The sequence below is a fragment of the Enterobacter sp. 3U4 genome (assembly GCF_057224565.1).
The window spans coordinates 77,670-96,829 of the sequence record NZ_CP136665.1 but is presented as its reverse complement, the minus strand read 5'-3'; the positions used below and the strand labels follow the sequence as shown (position 1 = coordinate 96,829).

At 56.7% G+C, this 19,160-nt stretch carries 15 protein-coding genes and 1 tRNA gene; 7 read left to right on the top strand and 9 right to left on the bottom strand.

The window, feature by feature from the left end:
* Nucleotides 1-37: 37 nt before the first annotated feature.
* A complete protein-coding gene (locus RVY89_RS00480; protein WP_484826582.1) occupies nucleotides 38-2,173 on the bottom strand; it encodes an ornithine decarboxylase in 2,136 nt (711 codons plus the stop codon).
* Between the two features lie 181 nt (nucleotides 2,174-2,354).
* Here RVY89_RS00480 and RVY89_RS00475 point away from each other — a divergent pair, with 181 nt between their 5' ends.
* From RVY89_RS00475 to RVY89_RS00465, 3 genes are all read left to right on the top strand, one after another.
* Nucleotides 2,355-3,068, top strand: a complete 714-nt coding sequence (locus RVY89_RS00475) for a DUF554 domain-containing protein (RefSeq protein ID WP_484826581.1) — start codon at nucleotides 2,355-2,357, stop codon at nucleotides 3,066-3,068.
* Nucleotides 3,069-3,163: 95 nt separating this feature from the next.
* Nucleotides 3,164-3,239: transfer RNA gene (locus tag RVY89_RS00470), tRNA-Phe, on the top strand.
* A 332-nt stretch (nucleotides 3,240-3,571) separates the two neighbouring features.
* Nucleotides 3,572-4,054: an Hcp family type VI secretion system effector gene (locus RVY89_RS00465; protein WP_484826580.1), complete on the top strand. Its 483-nt coding sequence runs from the start codon at nucleotides 3,572-3,574 to the stop codon at nucleotides 4,052-4,054.
* Between the two features lie 24 nt (nucleotides 4,055-4,078).
* Here the strand turns inward: RVY89_RS00465 and RVY89_RS00460 are convergent, their stop codons facing one another.
* Together RVY89_RS00460 and RVY89_RS00455 are read right to left on the bottom strand one after the other, a co-directional pair.
* Nucleotides 4,079-4,189, bottom strand: coding sequence for a DUF1493 family protein (locus RVY89_RS00460; RefSeq protein ID WP_484826579.1), 111 nt, complete (start codon nucleotides 4,187-4,189; stop codon nucleotides 4,079-4,081).
* Between the two features lie 66 nt (nucleotides 4,190-4,255).
* Nucleotides 4,256-4,783, bottom strand: coding sequence for a LuxR family transcriptional regulator (locus tag RVY89_RS00455; protein WP_484827882.1), 528 nt, complete (start codon nucleotides 4,781-4,783; stop codon nucleotides 4,256-4,258).
* Between the two features lie 672 nt (nucleotides 4,784-5,455).
* Between RVY89_RS00455 and pgaA the strand changes: the two genes are divergently transcribed.
* Genes pgaA through pgaD form a run of 4 tightly spaced genes read left to right on the top strand, consistent with a single transcriptional unit; the run spans nucleotide 5,456 to nucleotide 11,604 of the window.
* The gene (gene pgaA / locus RVY89_RS00450; protein ID WP_484826578.1) at nucleotides 5,456-7,894 is read left to right on the top strand and encodes a poly-beta-1,6 N-acetyl-D-glucosamine export porin PgaA; all 2,439 of its coding nucleotides are present in this window, start codon (nucleotides 5,456-5,458) and stop codon (nucleotides 7,892-7,894) included.
* An 8-nt stretch (nucleotides 7,895-7,902) separates the two neighbouring features.
* Nucleotides 7,903-9,852 carry a poly-beta-1,6-N-acetyl-D-glucosamine N-deacetylase PgaB gene (gene pgaB, locus RVY89_RS00445; protein WP_484826577.1) on the top strand — a complete coding sequence of 650 codons (1,950 nt, stop codon included), beginning with the start codon at nucleotides 7,903-7,905 and terminating at the stop codon, nucleotides 9,850-9,852.
* Nucleotides 9,845-11,173 (top strand): poly-beta-1,6-N-acetyl-D-glucosamine synthase, encoded by a 1,329-nt coding sequence (gene pgaC, locus RVY89_RS00440; RefSeq protein WP_484826576.1) that lies wholly within the window; start codon nucleotides 9,845-9,847, stop codon nucleotides 11,171-11,173. Before pgaB ends, pgaC begins: the two co-directional genes overlap by 8 nt.
* The gene (pgaD, locus tag RVY89_RS00435) at nucleotides 11,173-11,604 is read left to right on the top strand and encodes a poly-beta-1,6-N-acetyl-D-glucosamine biosynthesis protein PgaD (protein ID WP_484826575.1); all 432 of its coding nucleotides are present in this window, start codon (nucleotides 11,173-11,175) and stop codon (nucleotides 11,602-11,604) included. Before pgaC ends, pgaD begins: the two co-directional genes overlap by 1 nt.
* A gap of 52 nt (nucleotides 11,605-11,656) precedes the next feature.
* Here the strand turns inward: pgaD and gss are convergent, their stop codons facing one another.
* The 6 genes from gss to RVY89_RS00405 all read right to left on the bottom strand — a co-directional run bounded on the left by gss (nucleotide 11,657) and on the right by RVY89_RS00405 (nucleotide 19,013).
* On the bottom strand, nucleotides 11,657-13,519 hold the full coding sequence (gene gss / locus RVY89_RS00430; protein WP_484826574.1) for a bifunctional glutathionylspermidine amidase/synthase: 1,863 nt from the start codon (nucleotides 13,517-13,519) through the stop codon (nucleotides 11,657-11,659).
* Nucleotides 13,520-13,629: 110 nt separating this feature from the next.
* A complete protein-coding gene (locus RVY89_RS00425) occupies nucleotides 13,630-14,607 on the bottom strand; it encodes an ABC transporter ATP-binding protein (RefSeq protein ID WP_484826573.1) in 978 nt (325 codons plus the stop codon).
* A complete protein-coding gene (locus RVY89_RS00420; protein ID WP_484826572.1) occupies nucleotides 14,604-15,581 on the bottom strand; it encodes an ABC transporter ATP-binding protein in 978 nt (325 codons plus the stop codon). The genes RVY89_RS00425 and RVY89_RS00420 overlap by 4 nt, the downstream gene beginning before the upstream one ends.
* The gene (locus RVY89_RS00415) at nucleotides 15,574-16,419 is read right to left on the bottom strand and encodes an ABC transporter permease (protein WP_021242100.1); all 846 of its coding nucleotides are present in this window, start codon (nucleotides 16,417-16,419) and stop codon (nucleotides 15,574-15,576) included. The genes RVY89_RS00420 and RVY89_RS00415 overlap by 8 nt, the downstream gene beginning before the upstream one ends.
* 5 nt (nucleotides 16,420-16,424) lie before the next feature.
* Complete coding sequence (locus RVY89_RS00410; protein ID WP_371897814.1) at nucleotides 16,425-17,378, bottom strand: ABC transporter permease; 954 nt, start codon at nucleotides 17,376-17,378, stop codon at nucleotides 16,425-16,427.
* A gap of 72 nt (nucleotides 17,379-17,450) precedes the next feature.
* Nucleotides 17,451-19,013 carry an ABC transporter substrate-binding protein gene (locus tag RVY89_RS00405; RefSeq protein ID WP_484826571.1) on the bottom strand — a complete coding sequence of 521 codons (1,563 nt, stop codon included), beginning with the start codon at nucleotides 19,011-19,013 and terminating at the stop codon, nucleotides 17,451-17,453.
* Nucleotides 19,014-19,160: the final 147 nt, after the last annotated feature.

Genomic DNA, 19,160 nt, shown 5'->3' with positions numbered 1-19,160 from the left:
CCTCTCCCCTTTGGGGAGAGGGTTAGGGTGAGGGGGTCTACTTTAATACGTACCCATACAGCCGCTTAATCCCGTCGGCGTCCTTCTCGCTGTAAACGCCCTGCAGTTCCGGCGAGAAGCCCGGCAGCAGGTTGATCCCCTCCTCCAGCGCCAGGAAGTAACGCTGTACCGCCCCGCCCCAGACTTCACCCGGCACCACGCACAGCACGCCCGGCGGATAGGGCAGCGCCCCTTCGGCAGCAATTCGCCCTTCGGCATCCCGTATGCGAACCAGCTCCACGTCTCCGCGAATATACGCCCGGTTCGCGTCCTGCGGGTTCATTACCACCTCAGGCAGGCTCTCCTTGCGGAACATCGCCTTCTGCAGATCCTTGACGTCAAAGCTGACATAGAGATCGTGCATCTCCTGGCACAGCTGGCGAAGGGTGTAATCCCGGTAGCGCACCGGGTATTTCTGGAAGATCGTCGGCAGCACGTCCGCCAGCGGCGTGTCGTCTTCAATATGCTGTTCAAACTGGCCCAGCATCGCCACCAGCTGCGCCAGCTTCTCGCTGCTTTCGGCAGGCGTCAGCAGGAACAGGATCGAGTTAAGGTCGCACTTCTCCGGCACGATGCCGTTTTCACGCAGGTAGTGTGCCAGAATCGTCGCCGGGATCCCGAAATCGGTGTACTCCCCCGTTTCGGCATCAATGCCCGGCGTGGTCAGCAGCAGCTTGCACGGGTCGACAAAGTACTGCTCGCTCGCATAGCCCTCAAACCCGTGCCATTTTGCCCCCGGCTCGAAGCTGAAGAAGCGCAGCTCGCGGGCAATCGCGTGTGTCGGATGATCCTGCCACGGCCGCCCCGCCACCACCGGTGGGATAAACGGTTTGATCATATGGCAATTCGCAATGATTGCCTTGCGCGCTTCAATCCCCAGCTCGACGCACTCCGCCCACAACCTGCGCCCACTTTCTCCTTCGTGGATCTTGGCATTCACATCCAGCGCTGCGAACAGCGGATAAAACGGGCTGGTGGAGGCATGCAGCATAAAGGCGTTGTTCAGCCGCTTGTGCGGGCAGAAACGCGCCTGACCACGAATGTGGTTGTCCTTTTTATGGATCTGCGACGTTTGCGAGAACCCGGCCTGCTGTTTGTGCACCGACTGGGTCACGAAAATTCCCGGATCGTTCTCGTTCAGCTCCAGCAAGAGCGGGGACGTTTCCGCCATCATCGGAATAAACTGCTCGTAGCCCACCCATGCGGAGTCAAAGAGGATGTAGTCACACAGATGACCGATCTTGTCGATCACCTGACGGGCGTTGTAGATCGTCCCGTCGTAGGTGCCAAGCTGAATGATCGCCAGGCGGAACGGACGCGCCTCGTCGGCTTTCTCCGGGGCCGCCTCGCGTATCAGGTCCCGCAGATACGCGTCATCAAAGCAGTGGTCGTCAATCCCGCCAATAAAGCCAAACGGGTTACGCGCGGCCTCAAGGTAGACCGGCGTGGCGCCCGCCTGGATTAGCGCCCCGTGGTGGTTAGATTTATGGTTGTTGCGGTCAAACAACACCAGATCGCCGCGGGTGAGCAGCGCGTTGGTCACTACCTTGTTGGCCGCCGACGTTCCGTTCAGCACGAAGTAGGTTTTATCCGCGTTGAACACTTTCGCCGCGAACTTTTGCGCATGCTTGGCGGACCCTTCGTGGATCAGCAGATCGCCCAGCTTCACGTCGGCGTTGCACATATCGGCGCGAAACACATTCTCGCCGAAGAAATCATAGAACTGTCGCCCTGCCGGGTGTTTTTTGAAAAAGGCGCCGTGCTGGTGGCCTGGACAGGCGAAAGTGCTGTTGCCCATCTCCACATACTGGCTCAGGGTGTCGAAAAACGGCGGCAGCAGGTTTTCTTCATACCGGCAGGCTGCGGTCTCCAGTTCCAGAAACTCCTGAGCTTTACCCGAGATGACCGCGGTGGCGCCGTCGGGTACGTCCGTCGGCTCCTGCGAGAAAATAAACACCGGCAGCTGAAAACCCGTGCGTTTCAGCAGTGCAAGAATACCGCTGCGGCTTTCAGCCGTTGTGACGACGACGGCCGCCACATCGGTAAAATCAGTGCTGTCCAGCGTCACCTTTTCGCGGTGCGTAGACACAGTGGAGAGCAGCTCGCGGCTGACGGCAATTTTCATGGTTTTCATAGGCGCAGTTACCCTCACCGGGCGGTGAGACAGGGAGGAGAAAATTCGCGCAATAATGTCACCTTTTATTTTGAGGTGCAAGAAGGAATCAATATGCACGAAACCACCCAAAGCTAAGGCCTGCGCAGCCCTGACGTGCCATAATAATGCAATATCAATGATTAAATAACAGGAGTTAACTTTGGTAATCGGGCCATTTATTAACGCAGGCGCCGTATTGCTGGGCGGCGTACTCGGCGCAATGCTAAGCCAGCGGCTGCCGGAGCGTATTCGCACCTCCATGCCCTCAATATTCGGCCTGGCATCGTTAGGGATCGGTATTCTGTTAGTGATCAAATGCGCCAACCTGCCGGTGATGGTGCTGGCGACCCTGCTCGGCGCGCTGATTGGCGAATTTTGCTATCTGGAAAAAGGCATTAACAGCGCGGTGAGCAGAGCCAAAAACCTGATAGCCCGACCGGGCAAGGCGAAACACGGCACGCACGAGACGTTTATTCAAAACTATGTCGCCATCATTATTCTATTTTGCGCCAGCGGCACCGGGATTTTCGGTTCAATGCAGGAGGGGATGACGGGCGACCCGAGCATTTTGATTGCAAAAGCGTTTCTTGATTTCTTCACTGCCGCCATTTTCGCCACTACTCTTGGCATTGCCGTGGCGGCGATTTGCGTCCCGATGCTGCTTATCCAGCTCGCGCTCGCCACCTGCGCCACGTTGATTCTCCCGCTCACCACGCCGGCGATGATGGCGGATTTTACCGCTGTCGGCGGCCTGCTGCTGCTGGCAACAGGGCTGCGCATCTGTGGGATCAAGATGTTTGCCGTGGTGAATATGCTGCCCGCGCTGTTGCTCGCCATGCCCCTCTCCGCGCTCTGGACGCACTTTTTCGCTTAAGGATGCGGCGAAATGGTGAGAGATTGCGCAGTCTGTAACGAAAACAACATTTTTCGTTGACGACGGAGAGTGAATCGGGTTTAATGCGCCCCGTTGCCCGGATAGCTCAGTCGGTAGAGCAGGGGATTGAAAATCCCCGTGTCCTTGGTTCGATTCCGAGTCCGGGCACCACTATTTAAAGAACCCGCCCTCGTGGCGGGTTTTTGCTTTTGATCTATTCCCGCAGCTCAATGCTTTCCTTTTTTGTTCTTAGCTAACGCAGTGTCTTCAGCGTGGTATCCCACCCGTTCAAACAGCAAATCACTGACAAAGTCTTAAGCTTCCAGTGTCAGATTTTCTTTTAATTTCTGGTTAAAAAATATCAAGTCATTGTCTTAAAAAACGAAGACAGGCCGTGAACATGACCTGATATGAACTTTCATACCAGCTATACGTATACGCTTGCCCGAGTGGTCTGCGAAAGCAGAATGGAGACCCACACGCAAAAAGGAAGGAGTATTCGAATGGCTATACCGGCTTATCTATGGCTGAAGGACGATGGTGGTGCGTTGATCAAAGGCGGAGTTGATGTTCAGCACAGAGAATGCAGCATTGAGGTGAAAGGTTTCCATCATAACCTTGTTATCCCAACAGATAATGCAACCGGTAAAATAACAGGTACGCGAATGCACTCGCCAATGTTGGTTATTAAGGAATTCGATTGTTCAAGCCCATACCTCTACAAAGCCGTTGCGACAGGACAAAATCTGTTATCAGCAGAGATAAAGTGGTATCGGATAAACTACTCCGGCCAGGAAGAAGAGTATTTCAACATGTTGCTTGAAGGCGTAAGGATAATGTCGATTTCCCCTGCGATGGCCACTGGCGATAACCCTAACGAAAACCATATGGAAACCGTCGAACTCAGGTACGAGAAAATCACCTGGAAGCATAACGATGGGAACATCATTTTTAGCGATGCATGGAACGAGCGCCAATCGGCATAAACATCTTAAGGGGCGTTCAGCCCCTCAGTCATAGAGCCAGCGTCCCGCTTTTGCCGACTCAATAATCATTTCGAGCGTCAGCGGCTTGTACTGCCGATCGCGGAATTTTTTTCTGAACAAGGATGTTGTCACCATCCAGTTTTCTTAAAACTCAGAATACCACCCGCAAATCAATTTTATGCTTTAGGTCTCTCCCCAGCCTCAGGGATCGTTCCCATCTGCGCCCAGCAGTTTGTTTTTGAAGATAAACAGACACGCCTCATTGAAGTTCTCAGCCCCCAGCCGTTCCGAGAGCGCCGTACGTTTGCGGTAGAGGCTTTTCACCGACGTATTCAGCTCGCCAGCCACCTCCTCCATCGACATCCCTGCCCTCAACAACCGCAACATAATCGTTTCATGCGTGCTAAGCCGTAAGTTCAGCAGCCACTTCGTGGTCAGGCGCCTGCCCTTCATATTGAGCACCAGGTTAAACAACGACGCCATATCCGGCGCAGTGAGCGGCGTGTTCATAAATAGCTTCATACTGAGCAGATTCTCCTCGCGGTGTCGCATATCAAGCATAACGCAGCAGATTGTTTTTTTCGTTCTGGCCGGATGGCGTATCAGGTAATCATATAAACGGAGCGGAGAACGACTATCAATCAATACAGAATATTCATCTGCACCGTTATCAAATATGTTTCTGTCAATCGAATCGAGCAGGATAATATCCGGAAAAAATATCCGCATGCCCCTGACAAGGTAGCGATCCTGAGTCACTAACACTATTGAAGTTGCCACTAACCATCCCTTTTAGATTAAAGCAAGAACGATCCCTCGGAAAGAAGGCCGCCTTCGTTTTATAGCGCTGTTATATTAACGATAAATGTATTCTGGCTTTGGACATCCCTCAATACACACATTGATGAGTAAGACTTCCTGTAGACTATCATTCAATGGCTGCCATTAATTATAAATAAAAAACAATCGCAGAAAAGTCACTTCTCTAAACATTAAGAATTTTTGTCATGAAACTTCCCAAACATGCACCAGAAAGTACTTTAATTGAGGCAGACAAGCGTCATTAAAAATATATACAAAACTGTCACAATAAAAATAAAACCATTGCATTTCAATGCATTACAATTAATAGCTCAATTCAAAATAAACACAAAAAACTGCTCATTACAGAATTATCTCAAAACTACGAAGCCGCTTTTCAGCATATTTATCCAGCAACATATCAGGTGTACATTAGCTTTCACCCAGTCCACTGAGATAAGGATCCATAATTACCTTTAAGTAAGTACCCCGTAACATCACTGCATTCAGATTTAATGTTCTCATTTATGGCCTTTTACGCTGAGCTTAAAGGCGGCCGTGTTATGCAATGGATTCATGATAAACAAATGGCAAATAGATATGGAAAGATCGCTTCGCTTCAATACGTTATTCTTTTATCGCGCCCCAACATTATTGTTTCTGTTATTACTCTTTCCTGTTCTGGTTCAGGCTACGGAATCCGTTTACGAGCAACAGATTCAACAGGCGCGTAATGGTAATTACACGTCGTTTCTCGATTATCTTCAGCGTTATGAACAGCAGCATGCCCTGACGCCTGAACACGTTGCGGACTGGTTACAGGTGGCAGCCTGGGCGGGTCATGATGACGAGGTTATTCAGGTCTGGCAGCGTTACGGTATTTATATGCCGCTGCCCGCCCGCGGCGTTGCGGCTGTCGCACAGGCCAGGCGAAATCAGAAAGCGTGGCAGCCCGCTCTGACGCTCTGGAAAGAAGCCCGTAGCCTTGCGCCGGATAACGACGACTATCGTATCGGCTATATCAAAACCCTGGCCGATGCCCGTAAAGATACGCTTGCCCTGCAGGAAGCCCGACGGCTGGTGGCGGAAAATCCCTCTCAGGCGCATCTTCAGACGCTGGCGTATGTCTGGTTACGCCAGGGAAAAAGCTGGGATCGGCTTTTAGCAGACACGCGCGCGCTGAATATCGCACCTGAGAACAAAGCGCTCCTCAGCGAGCTGATCGACGCGCTTACGGATAACCGGGTGAATACCCCCGCGCTCCAGCTTTCACAAAGCGTTACGCTGTCTCCTGCAGAGAGTCGTCGTCTTGAGCGTAATGCCGTCGCCGAACGGGTTCGCCTTGCCGACGTGCCCGGCCGAACAGAAAAGGAACGCCTCCAGCTTGCGCAATCTGCGCTGAATCTTTACGACGCCCTGCTTTCCCGCTGGCAAAACGAGCCGCAGGCGGCGGAAGACGTCATCCTTGCGCGTATCGACAGGCTTGGCGCGCTGTACGCCCATGCTGATTACCCACAGGTGATTAGCGAATATCAGGATCTTACGGCAGCCCAGCATCCGGTGCCGGGCTGGGCAATCGGCTGGGCGATCTCCGCATATCTGCAGGAGAAAAACGCGGCCGCCGCCTTCGCGCTTCTGCAACGCTACCCGCAATACGCTTCCGACCCGCAGGACGAGGAGCACGCGCTTTTCTATGCCTGGCTGGATACGGGACAGTATCAGTCCGCCCGCCAGTACGTTGAGCGCCAGACCCGCAACGTCCCCTGGACCCGTTACGATTTCGGCTCCCCTACCCCTCAGCCGAACGATAGGTGGCTTACCGGGCAGTCGCTCCGTTTTAACTATTTGCTGGCGACGAACGCCCTGCCGGAAGCCGAAAAGCTGGCGCACCGTCTGGCGACAACGGCGCCGGGCAATCAGGGATTACAGATTGACTACGCCACCCTGCTTCAGGCGCGGGGCCTGCCGCGCGCGGCCGAGCAGAAGCTGAAAACAGCGGAGGCGCTGGAGCCCTCGAATCTGGAACTTGAGCAGCAGCAGGCCTACGTCGCGATGGATCTGCAGGAGTGGCGGCAGATGGATTTACTGTCCGACGACGTGCTTGCCCGCGCGCCCGCTGACCGCAGCGCCAGGCGTCTCGACAGGCTCCGCACCGTCCACCATATGTCCGAGCTGCGCCTCCACGCGAGCAAAGGCTTGCACTCCGATAACCCCGTCAGCGGGACGCAGGACCTCAACTGGGACGCCACGCTCTATGGCCCGCCCGTAGCGGATAACTGGCGGCTATTTGCCGGCACCCGCTATGCGCAGAGTAATTTCGAAGAAGGCAAAGGCACCAGCCGTCACCTGTTGGGCGGCGTCGAATGGCGGCCACGCGACCTTCTGCTCGAAGCCGAGCTTTCCAGCAACCGCTATCACGGGGCAAACAAGCCGGGCGCTCGTCTCTCAACAACGTACTTTGTAACCGATAACTGGCAGGTCAGCGGCAGCCTTGAACGGCTGTCGCGCACTACGCCCCTGCGGGCGTTACGCAACGGGATCAGCGCAAACCGGGGAGAAGGCGGCGTGCGCTGGTATCAAAACGAGCGTCGTGAATATCAGTTCAACGCCGCCCTCAGCCGCTTCTCCGATCATAACCGTCGCCAGGAATACACCCTCACGGGTAAGGAACGTCTCTGGCAGACACCGTCCCTGACGCTGGATCTCGAACCGGGGATCGCCGCCAGTAAAAACAGCCTGCGGGACACGCTCTATTACAACCCGGCGCGGGATATCTCCGTGACGGCGGCACTGGCCGTTGACCATGAGATGTACCGCCATTACGACACCCTCTGGAGCCAGCAGTTCGTGGCCGGAGGCGGCAGCTACTGGCAGAAAAATCAGTCCGCTGGCGCCATCGCCCTGCTGGGTTACGGACAGCGCGTCCAGTGGAACAACGTCATTGATACCGGCGTGATGCTGAACTGGGATAAACGCCCTTACGACGGCAAACGCGAGAGCAATCTCTCCGTCACGTTTGACGCGACTTTACGCTTTTAAGGATGAATATGCTGAACACACGTTTTTCCGCGAGCCTGATACTACTCGGCTGGCTCTGCCTCAGCGCAAATGTCTGCGCGCAGGCGATCTCGTTCATTGCGCCCAAAGATCGGCCGCAGCTGGAGGCGAGTAAACCCTGGCCGCAGAACCAGTTTCTGGTCCTGGCCTACCACGACGTCGAAGACGATGCCGCCGATCAGCGCTATCTCTCCGTTCGCACCAGCGCGCTAAACGAGCAGATAAGCTGGCTGCTGCACAACGGCTATCACGCCATCAGCGTGCAGGACATTCTCGATGCCCATGACGGAAAAAAAACGCTGCCGCCCAAAGCCGTTCTGCTCAGCTTTGACGACGGCTACAGCAGCTTTTACACCCGCGTGTGGCCACTGCTTCAGGCGTGGAACGTTCCTGCGCTGTGGGCGCCGGTGGGCAGCTGGGTGGATACGCCGGAAAATCAAAAAGTTAACTTCGGCGGCCTGATGACGCCCCGCGATCGCTTCGCGACGTGGGACATGGTGCGCGAGCTCAGCCGGTCTCCGCTGATTGAGATCGGATCGCATACCTGGGCCTCGCATTACGGCATTCCGGCTAACCCGCAGGGCAGCCGCGAACCGGCGATCGCCAACCGCTTTTATGACAAAGCCACGGGCCGCTATGAAACGGACCAGCAGTTCAACCAGCGGATAGGCAATGACGTTCGCAAAGTGACTGAAAAAATCACGCAGGTTACGGGCAAGGCGCCGCGCGCCTGGGTCTGGCCCTACGGCGCCGCCAGCGGTACGTCGCTCGCTATCGCCAGACAGCAGGGTTATCAGCTGGCCTTCACCCTCGAGGACGGACTGGGGAGTGTGCAGGATCTGGGCAACATCCCTCGTCTGCTGATCGCCGGAAATCCCTCGCTCAAGGCGTTTGCCACCACGGTCAGCCAGGTTCAGGAGCGCGATCCCGTGCGCGTCATGCACGTCGATCTCGACTACGTTTACGACCCCGATCCGGCCCAGCAGACGCAAAACATCAACAGGCTGATCCAGAGGGTCTACGACATGAAAATCAGCCATGTTTTCCTGCAGGCGTTTGCCAACCCACAGGGCGACGGCAGGATCAAGGCGCTCTATTTTCCCAACCGCCAGCTGCCGGTCCGGGCCGATCTCTTTAATTTTGTCTCCTGGCAGCTGCAAACCCGCGCGGGCGTGAAAGTCTTCGCGTGGATGCCGGTGCTCTCGTTCGATCTCGATCCTGCCCTGCCGCGCGTGCAGCGTCGGGACCGCTCGTCAGGCCAGCTGCGCGAAGCCACCGAGCCCTATATCCGGCTTTCTCCGTGGAACCCGCAGGTGCGCCAGCAGGTGACGGACATCTATGAAGATCTGGCCCGCTATGCCAGCTTCAATGGGATCTTGTTCCATGACGACGCGGTGCTGACGGACGTGGACGATGCCGGGCAGGACGCCGCTCAGAACACAACGCGTCAGAAAAGCCAGCTGCTGATTGGGTTTACCCATGCTCTGGGCCTGGCGGTGAAGCACATTCGTGGCCCGCAGATAAAAACCGCCCGTAACATGTTCGCCTTGCCCATTTTGCAGCCCGAAAGCGAGGCGTGGTTCGCGCAGAATGTTGATGATTTTCTGGCGGAGTATGACTGGACGGTGCCGATGGCCATGCCGCTGATGGAGTCCGTCCCGGCAGACGAGAGCGATGCCTGGCTGGCGCGTCTGGTGAAAGCGGTCGCCACGCGTCCCGGCGCGCTCGATAAAACCATTTTTGAACTGCAGGCCAGGGACTGGGATCGGAAACCGCAGCGCGCCGTTTCCGATAGCCAACTGGCACAGTGGATGCGAGTGCTCCAGCTGAACGGCGTCAAAAACTACGGCTACTACCCCGACGACTTCCTCAACAACCAACCTGATATCTCACGCATCAGGCCTGTATTTTCTTCGTACTGGTACCCTGACAATGACTGATCGCATTATCGCCTTTTCCATTTTATGTCTGGTATTCGGGTTGCCGTTAGGCGTGGCCGCCCTCTTTACCGGCGAGCTGATACTGGATTTTGTGTTCTTCTGGCCGCTGTTCATGTCGGTGCTCTGGATAACCGGCGGCCTCTATTTCTGGTTTCAGCTTGAACGCCACTGGTCGTGGGATAAAGAGACGCCCGCCCCAACGCTCGCCGGTGAGCCGCTCGTCTCCATTCTGATCCCCTGCTTCAACGAGGGACGAAATGCCCGGGAGACCATCAGCGCCGCGCTGGATCAGCGGTATGAAAATATAGAAGTTATCGCCATCAACGACGGTTCGTCTGACAACACGGCGGAGGTATTGCAGGCGCTGGCGCAGGAACAGCCGCGCCTGCGGGTGATTAACCTCGCGGAAAACCAGGGCAAAGCGCTGGCGCTCAAAGCCGGCGCGGCGGCGGCCCGGGGCGATCTGCTGGTCTGCATTGACGGCGACGCCCTGCTCGATCGCGATACGGCAGCGTATCTGGTGGCGCCGCTGATTCAGTATCCCCACGTTGGGGCGGTCACCGGGAATCCGCGTATTCGCACGCGTTCCACGCTGATTGGCCGCATTCAGGTAGGGGAGTTCTCCTCCATCATTGGGCTCATCAAGCGAACGCAGCGGATCTATGGCCGGGTCTTTACCGTCTCGGGCGTCATCGCCGCCTTTCGCCGACAGGCGCTGGCGGACGTCGGGTACTGGAGCCCGGACATGATCACCGAAGACATCGACATCAGCTGGAAGCTGCAGCTCCGCCACTGGGATATCTTTTTTGAGCCGCGGGCGCTGTGCTGGATCCTGATGCCGGAGACGCTGAAGGGCCTGTGGAAACAGCGTCTGCGCTGGGCCCAGGGCGGCGCTGAGGTGTTTCTGGTCAACCTCCGCAAGATTGTGCGCTGGGAGCATCACCGCATGTGGCCGTTGTTCATGGAGTACGCGCTGTCAACGCTGTGGGCCTTCGCGTACGCGATGACGGTGCTGTTATTCCTTCTCAGTCATGTCGCGCCAGTTCCACCCAACCTGACCGTGGAGAGCCTTTTTCCACCGGAGTTTACCGGGCTGCTGCTGGGCGTGATGTGTCTGCTGCAGTTCCTGGTCAGCTTGTTCATCGAGCGGCGCTATGAACGAAAAGTGGCCAGCTCGCTTTTCTGGGTGATCTGGTTCCCGATGGTGTACTGGATGATAGGCCTGTTCACCACCCTCGTTGCATTTCCAAAAGTCATGCTTAAACGCCAGCGCGCCCGCGCGCGCTGGATCAGCCCGGACCGGGGAAAAGGACGCATTTAATGAACGAAAATACCTTAATTCTGACCGAACATCGGCTGTTGCCACGTCTTTTCGATGCCGCGTTAACGCTGGTGGCGTGGGGAGGATTTCTGTTTTTCCTGTATGCCCGGCTCTGGATGCAGCTCACCGATGAGAGCGACCACCGCTGGGGCGTGATTATCGCGTCCTTTAATACGGTGTTGCTCTACCTGCTGTTCGCCGCGCTCAACGGCTGGCTGCTGATTTTATGGTATCAGTACAATCGCCGTCGGGCCCACGTGAGTCGGCGTCAGCCGGGCTATTTTCACCAGGAGGAGCTGGCCCGCAGCTTTAATGTCTCACCGCAGATCATCTCCGAGATGAGCCAGTACAACCTGCTGACGGTCTATCATGACCAGATTGGCCGCATCATCGATCTGAAGATCAACGGGCAAGAAGAGGAAGAACAGTAACGAAAAGCCCCCGCAGGATGCCGTGCGGGGGCTTTTTTATTGCGGGTAAGAACTACTTATCTTTAACCACGATCAGCGGCTCGATATCGCTCTCTTTCTTCACCACCAGCGAGTCATCGCCGCGCAGACAGGTTCCGCCGTAGTTCCCGCCCACGGTGAAGGTGCAAACCTGTATGTACTTGCCGTCAACCTTCGGCAGGCACCACAGCTGCTGGTAGATGTTTTTACGGTCGACAAACTTGCCGCTGGATTTATCCAGCAGTTCGTCCTGGGCGCTAATCAGGTCGATATTGCTGCCGCAGCGTCCGGCAATCGGCTTGACGGCATAGCCGGTCTGCTTCAGCAGATCGTTAACCTCAAAATCGGTGTCGAGCAGGTAACGGTGATTCGGGAACAGCTGCCACAGCACCGGAAGAATCGCCTTGTTGCCGGGAATGACGGTCCACAGCGGTTCAAAGACCAGCACCTCCGGGCGCAGCAGGACGTCAATCAGGCGCACTTCGCCTTCAGGATGTCCGGTGCGGATCGGCACGGCGGCGTATTCGGTTTCACTGACCTCGCGGATCTGCTCAATCGCCGTCTCCCACGCCCATGTTTTCCACACGCAGTTGACGTGGCGACCTTCGTCGTCAATCAGCTGTCCGGCGGCATCCCAGCTGAGCGCCTCCAGCCCGTGCAGGATTTTGGTTTCGAAACCAGCCTGCATCAGCGAACGCTGAATAAAGAGCGCGTGATAGCCCTCTTCGACATCGTTGTCCTGCATGATGTGGACGAACGGCCGCGCGTGGCTATGCTTCCAGGCGCCGGTCAGCTCTTCCAGCAGGCCTTCCGCCGGGTTATGCCCGTTGCCGCGATAGCCATTTTTCACCCACTCCTCAAGGATAAGTCCGCCCTCGGTATGGCAGGAGGCGGAGTCGGCGTTGTACTCGTAGACCTTGATGCCGCGCTCATCCATGCAGAAATCCATACGACCGGTGATCATATGATGGCGACGCCACTGCCAGGAGAGGCGCAGGCGCGGCCAGAGGATTTTCGGGATGTCGAAAAGCGCCAGCAGGCTGTCGTCTTTGAGCACCTTGTCCGTCGCGTGCAGATACATCAGGTGCAGCTCGTTGGTGGCCTTGATCAGCTCCTGCTCGGCGCTTTCGGTAATGGTGAAGTACTGGCAGGGATCTTTGTTGATCACATGGCCGTTGGCGCGGATATACGCCTGCTGCAATGCGTCATTTTCGTTAAGCCATTTTCCGTCGAACTGACGCGTGTTTTTCAGCCGCGCGCCGCCGATCTTCAGCAGTTCGCCGTCGATTACCGGCTGGGGAATGCTGTGTTCCGTGTCGTCGGTCTGGATCATCCAGCCGAGGATCTCCGTGTCGTTGAAGGTGTCATGGATTGTATAACACCCGTTCTCCACGCTCAGACGCAGCTCGCGCGTCCACTGCTGCCCGAGCGGCAGCGGGGAGTGAATTACGTTCTGCTCGGCGATACGCACCTTATCGTCCAGAAGCTGGGTGATCACCGCCACGTGGCCGGTATCATGAAACTCGCCGCCCTTTTGCCAGATCAGCAGCGCCCCGGCACGCGGCGCGCGTTTTGAACCGTTGGCAAAAGCCTGAAGGGGCAGAATGTTATCGTTAACCACCTGACGCAAAAAGCGCAGGGAGAAGATTTCCCACGCCATACCGACGTCGGTAAACACGAAGCCATAGTTGAGGAACAGGAAACGGCGGGCAAATTCAACGCACTGCCACTTGTGGCCCATGTATTCGTTGCCGATATAGCTGCGGAAATCCGCATCTTGCGGGTAGTTGCGCGGGTCCAGACTGCCGTAATTTGAAGAGTAAATCGCCACGCCACCGGGCGCATAGCCTAACAATGTCCCGAATGGCGCATCACTGCTTAACTTTCCTTTACGCATGTATCCAACCTAAAACAGGCAGGCGGCAATTTTTTATGGGTTGTCGTCGTCTGCACGTTGTAATTAACCAGACAGAGGAGCGTTTATCATACACCTGCGCGGCGCATTAACTACATGTTAAACAGCCAGCACGCCGCGAAATGCCCTGGCGCAATCTCCCGCATGGCAGGCTCCTGCGTCTGGCAAACCGGCATGGCGTGCGGGCATCGGCTGCAAAACTTACAGCCCGGCAGCGCGGACGTAGGGCCGGGCATTTCGCCGCGCAGGTTCGCGTCTTCAAGGTTGCGAATCCGCGGATCGGGCAGGGGAACCGCCGCCAGCAGCGCGCGAGTGTAAGGGTGCGCCGGACGCTGATACAGTTCATTCGCCGGGGCCATCTCCACCAGCTTACCGAGATACATCACCCCAATGCGGCTGGAGATATGGCGCACCATCGAGAGATCGTGGGCGATAAACAGATAGGTCAGCCCCAGCTCCTGCTGCAGATCCTGCAGAATATTCACCACCTGCGCCTGTACAGAGACGTCCAGCGCCGAGAGCGGCTCATCGCACAGCACAAACTCGGGACGCACGGACAACGCGCGGGCAATACTGATGCGCTGGCGCTGCCCGCCGCTGAACTCATGCGGGAACCGCTCAAGGTGCTCCTGCTTCAGCCCCACTTTGTAGAGCAGCGTTTCCGTCCGTTCCCGCTGTTCTTCACGGCTGTAGCCGTGGATCTGCATCGGCTCGGCCACCAGCTGCCGCACCGTCATGCCGGGGTTGAGCGAGGAGTAAGGATCCTGAAAAATCGCCTGCATCCGTTTACGCAGCGGCTTAAGCTCTTTTTCGCGGGCGTGGGCGATCGCCTGCCCGGCAAAGTGGATCTCGCCGGAGGTAATATCGAAAAGGCGCAGTATGGCGCGCCCGAGGGTGGATTTTCCGCAGCCGGATTCGCCCACCAGGCCAAACGTCTCGCCGGGCTGGATATCAAAGCTCACGCCATCAACCGCCTTCACGGCCGCGCCTTTACGCAGCACACCGCCGTTTAGCGGAAAGTGTTTGCGCAGATCGCGCACGCTCACTAATGGAGCCTGTTGTTCACTCATGCCTGAATCTCCTTATCGGCCCATAGCCAGCAGGCGGCGCGATGGCCTTCTCCCATAGCGTAAAAGGCGGGCTGCCGTTCGCACTGGGGCAGGCGTTTCGGGCAGCGTTCGGCGAACGGACAGCCCGGCGGCGGGTTAAGCAGGCCAGGCGGCGCGCCTTCAATGGGCGATAAGCGTTGATTGACTTCATCCGGGCGCGGCAGCGAGGCCAGCAGCCCCTGGGTGTAAGGATGCGCAGGGCGATAAAAAATGTCCTCCACGCTCCCCTCCTCCATCACCAGCCCGCCGTACATCACCACCACGCGGCTGCAGACCTGCGCCACCACGCCGAGATCGTGAGTTATTAGCAGAATCGCGGTCCGGGTCTGCTGCTGCAGACTTTTCAGCAGGCGCAGGATCTGCGCCTGAATGGTGACGTCCAGCGCGGTGGTCGGCTCATCGGCAATAAGAAGCTTCGGATTGCAGGAGAGCGCAATGGCGATCATCACCCGCTGGCGCATCCCGCCGCTAAACTCGTGGGGATACTGGTCGTATCGGCGTTCCGCCTCAGCAATGCCCACCTGTTCCAGCATGGCGATGGTCGCCGCTTTGGCCGCATTTTTGGTCAGCCCTTTGTTGCGCATCAGGATCTCAGCCATCTGCTTGCCGATAGTCAGCACCGGGTTCAGTGCGGTCATCGGATCCTGGAAAATCATCGCGATCTCGTTGCCGCGAATGGCGCGCATCTGCGCAGGGGTTTTCTGCGCCAGATCGTCATTCTGGAAGCGGATGCTGCCGCCGGTTATCCGTCCGTTGTTTCCCAGAAGCTGGATAATCGACTTACAGGTGACGCTTTTCCCGCAGCCCGACTCGCCGACGATGCCGACGAGTTCGCCCGGCTGCACCTGAAAGCTCACGCCGCGCACCGCGTGAACCTCTCCCTCGCGGGTGCGGAAGGTGGTTTGCAGGTTCTCAAGCGCTAATAAGTTACTCATCGCGATTCGCTCCCGGCTCAAAGGCGGTACGGAACACATCGCCCAGCACGTTAAAGCTGAACACCGTCAGCAGGATAAGAATGCCGGGGAACATCGCCAGCCACGACGCTTCGCCAATATAAGACTGGGCGTTGTTGAGCATGCTTCCCCACGACGCCGCCGGCGCCTGCACGCCCAGCCCTAAGAAGCTGAGCGTCGACTCCATCAGAATGGCCGAGGCGATATTGAGCGTGGCGGCCACGATAATGGTCGGCAGCACGCCGGGAATAATGTGGCGCACGATAATACGCAGCGGGTTTTCCCCCGATGCGCGGGCATAAAGCACATACTCGCGCTCTTTCACCGATAGGGTTTCTGCGCGCACCAGCCGCGACATGTTCATCCACGTCAGCAGGCTGATAATCAGAATGATGTTATCCACGCCCGGCTTCAGGTAAGCATTAACCACCAGCAGCAGGAAGAAGGCCGGAATGGCCATCAGGATATCCACGGCGCGCATCATCAGGTTATCCAGCCAGCCGCCGAAATAGCCGCTCACCGTTCCCACCACCGTACCGATAAGCGTGGAAAAGAGCATGGCGAGAAAACCGACCATCAGGGAGATCTGGCCGCCATACAGCGCGCGGGTAAAGTAGTCGCGGCCATACTCGTCGGTGCCGAACCAGTGCGCGGCATCCGGCGGTAGCGTGCGCGCGCCGAGCGCCATCCGATCCGGATCGTACGGGCTTAAGCCCGCACAGAGCGCGGCGACAACGAAAATAAAAAGCACAAACAGGGAGAACTGCGCCGGACGGTTGCGGCGCAGCTGGTGACGAACCTGCTGCCAGCGTCTGCTCATCCGGGTTACCTCAGCGTACGAATGCGGGGATCGGCGAAGCGATAAAGCACATCGGCGATCAGGTTACCGACGATCAGCATCATCGACGAGAGCATGATGATCGCCATGATCAGCGGGTAGTCCAGCGAGGCGATCGACTGGATCCCAAGCAGCCCCATCCCCGGCCAGGAGAAGACGCTCTCGGTTACATAAGCGCCCACAATCAGCTCACCGAACGACAGGCCGAACAGGGTAATCACCGGCAGCAGCACGTTTTTCAGCACGTGGCGAAACAGAATGCTGGAACGCGTCGCGCCGTAAGCCAGCTGGGTCTGCACGTAATCGGCCGAGAGCTGCGAGATGGTGTTGGAGCGGATGTAGCGCACGTAGCTGGAGAGGTTGTAGAACGTGAGGGCAATACACGGCAGCACGCCGTGACGCAACACGTCCAGCGCGTTATCCTCCATGCCGATGGTGCGCATCCCCATGCTGGGGAACCAGTTAAGCTGCACGGCAAAAACGGTGATAAGCAGAATGCCGAACCAGAAAATCGGTACCGAGATGCCAATATAGGCGAAAAGGTTCAGCACGTGATCCAGCCAGCGGTGCTTAAATGCCCCCGCCAGCAGGCCCAGCGGGATCGCCAGCACGATCGCCATCAGCAGCGACGCGCCCATCAGCCCCAGCGTGGCCGGAATGCGTTCGCCGATCATCTCCAGCACCGGGCGGTGGTAAATCAGCGAATAGCCGAGATCGCCCTGCAGGACGTTTTTCAGCCACAGGACGTACTGCGTAACCAGCGGCTTATCCAGCCCCAGGCTCTGGCGAATACGTTCGATATCTTCCGGGGCCATGCGCGGCGTAATGTACGCCGCCACCGGATCGCCGGGCGCCAGTTTGACCAGCAAAAACGCCACCAGTGAAATAAAGAACAGCATCGGCAACAGCTGCAGCAGCCGACGCGTGAGAAGTGTGTTCACGACATGCCCTTACAAAATCCCCGACCTGACGGCCGGGGCAATTACTTATTTCTGATAGATTTTTGACAGATCCTAGAACAGATAGACCGGTTTCGGCTCTGCCTCCTCGGTGCCGCCAAAACGCTTGTCCACCGCGACGGTCGCATTGGTGTAGGCAATCGGGTAGTAGGTCATGTCGTTCGCCACGGTCTGCTGAATTTGCTTGTAGATATCAGCCCGTTTCGCGGCGTCGGTTTCCACGGCGCCTTTATCCCACAGGGCATCAAACTGCGGATTTTTATAGTGCGCGTAGTTATAGGCTTCGTTGCTCATGAACAGCGATTTGTAACCGTCCGGCTCGGAGCCCATGATGTAGCCGCCCAGGTTCAGCTCCCACGCGGTGTTGTTCATATCGAGGCTGCGCTGAGACATGGCGTTGGAGTCCAGCGGCATCAGCTCCACGTTCACTCCGATACCCTTCAGCGCCTGCTGAATATAGAGCGCCATACTCTCCTGGGTTTTGTTGGTGTTCACATACGCCAGGCGCAGCTTGAGGTTGTCCGGCGCGCCGGACGTCTTCAGCAGATCTTTGGCTTTTTGCAGATCGAATTTGTACTGTTCAACGTCATCCGTCTTGTAAAGCGTATCGGGCGTCAGGAAAGACGTTGCCGGTTTAGCATAGTCCAGCGAGGTAAACGCGGTCTGGGTCAGCTCGTCTTTGTTGATGGCGTAAGCAATGGCCTGACGGAGTTCTTTGCTCTTCATCACCGGCACGTTCTGGTTGAACGTCATATAGGCCAGACGGCCTTCCGGATAGACCACGAAGTCAAACTTACCGGTATTTTTCAGGCGGTTCACATCCTGCGGGTCAACCATCTTGAGGTTGATTTCCCCGTTTTGCAGCGCAAGGTTGGCGGCGTTACTGTCTTTGGCGAAACGGTAGGTGACCGAATCAAGCTTCGCTTTGCCGTTCCAGTAATCGTCAAAACGGGTCAGGGCGTAGTACTGCCCGGCGCGGTACTCTTTAAATTTGAACGGCCCGGAGCCTACCGGTGCATCGTTTTTGCTGCTCTTTTCCAGATCGCCTTCACCGGCGAAAACGTGCTGCGGGATCGGGTAGATCTGAACCAGGGTGCCGGTAAAGGCCGCGCTGACCTGCGGTAAGGTGAACTTAACGGTGCGGTCGTCAACCTTGCTAACCTGTACCGGCTTATCGCCGTAGGTAAACATGCTGCGGAAAAAGCTGTGCTGTTTGGCATCCAGCAGCTTATTGAACGTAAAGACCACGTCGTCCGCCGTCAGCGGCTGGCCGTCCTGCCATTTCAGATTGGGTTTTAACGTCAGGGTATAGCTCAGGTTGTCGGCGGAGGGCGTCAGGCTTTCCGCCAGGCCCCATTCGATCTTACCGTTGTTGAAGCTATACAGGGGAGCATACAGCGCCTGCATGATGGTTAACGTTGTGCGGTCGCTGGCATAGAGCGGATTAACGGCTAACGGGTCGCCAGAGGTAATTCCAATAATTAGCGAACCGCCCTCTTTTGGCGCGTCGCTTTTTGCCGCTGAGGGCGTATTTGTTTCTTTATTTTTCGCATCATCACAGCCCGCCAGGCCTAACGCGAGCGAAACGACCACTGCCGATAACAGAAGCTTGCGCATCTCACTAACTCCTTGCCTTATAAAGTGTTTATTACTGCATCTTTTATTTATGTTGAAGCATCATATGCAGCTTTATCGGTTAACGCATTAATTATGAAAATGCGATTTTCGATTAAGCTTATGCCGGATTTGATATATATAAGCGCC